Here is a 1,343-nt window from a genome sequence, read left to right as displayed (position 1 = left end):
GACACCATTTTCTCCTTGTCTGGACGGTTATGATGATCAAATCATCTGGTGAACAAAATCATATCACTCTTGATGCACCTTGCGAGTGACAATCTGGAAAAAGGCGATGAAAAAAACTGAAAATGACCCAGCACTCACACTCAAGTATACTTCTCGTACCAAACGGACAAAGTACAGAGAAAGACCATGATCGATACCCACGCGCACATATACGCGAGCGAATTTGATAACGACCGCGATGAAGTGGTTGAGCGCGCCTTAACTCAAGGCATCACTAAGATTTTGCTGCCGAATATCGATCTGGACTCGATTGAACCGATGTTGCAGACCGAAGCAGCGTATCCGGAAGTGTGCCACTCAATGATGGGTTTGCACCCATGTTACGTTGATAGCAACGTTGATCAAACGCTAGAAATCATCCGAGGCTGGTTCGAAAAACACAACTTTATCGCCGTGGGCGAAATCGGCATCGACCTGTATTGGGATAAAACCTACCGAGCAGAGCAAGAGATGGCTTTCGTAACCCAACTCAATTGGGCAAAAGAGATGGATTTACCTGTGGTGATCCACACCCGTGATTCCATCGAAGAAACGCTGACTCTGCTTCGTCAAGAGCAAGACGGTCGCCTGCGTGGCGTGTTCCATTGTTTTGGTGGCAGCTTAGAAGAGGCACGAGCAATTAACGAGTTGGGCTTCCACCTTGGTTTAGGCGGTGTATCGACGTTTAAAAACGGCGGCATGGACCAAGTCATCCCACACTTAGACATGCAATGGATCATCTTAGAAACAGACTGCCCATATTTGGCGCCAGTGCCGCATCGCGGTAAACGCAATGAACCTGCTTACACGTCGCTCGTCGCGCAGCGAGTGGCAGACTTGCGTGGTGAAGAGGTCGCCATCATAGATGCTATCACCACGGAAAATGCAAAAAACTTATTCAAGATTTAAGCAAGACAACAAACGCAACAAGCGGCCACACTAGGTCGCTTTTTATTGCCTAAACGGTTGGGTGAACAGGCCAAACCTGAAACGACTCAACCAGCAATACTGTAGTGTTGATAGACATAACTATTAACTTGTAACCCTACCCACTTCGCATCATACGTATTCCATCAGTACGCTTCTTGTGACTGTCGACAACTCGACACATTCTTTTCTTATACTGCTATTCGCCTACGTCTTAGCACAGGTGTAAAACAACATGAATACGGATATTGAAATGTGTACACATGGTGCTTACTTGCAACGCGTACCACGCAACTTTTTTCAAAAGCTGCTAGGCATCAAAGAAGTTTATGTCTGTACTAAATGTGGTTACGTGTTGAAAGTTAAGTAGTTAGCCC

2 protein-coding genes are annotated in these 1,343 nt (G+C 46.2%); both read left to right on the top strand.

Annotation, left to right across the window (positions count from 1 at the left end):
- Positions 1-186: 186 nt before the first annotated feature.
- Positions 187-948, top strand: a complete 762-nt coding sequence (locus R7Q47_RS24760; RefSeq protein ID WP_021448998.1) for a TatD family hydrolase — start codon at positions 187-189, stop codon at positions 946-948.
- Between the two features lie 253 nt (positions 949-1,201).
- A complete protein-coding gene (locus R7Q47_RS24755; protein ID WP_005478679.1) occupies positions 1,202-1,336 on the top strand; it encodes a hypothetical protein in 135 nt (44 codons plus the stop codon).
- Positions 1,337-1,343 lie beyond the last annotated feature (7 nt).

The organism is Vibrio sp. Vb0349, assembly GCF_033338975.1.
This window is presented reverse-complemented; position numbering and strand designations above follow the sequence as displayed.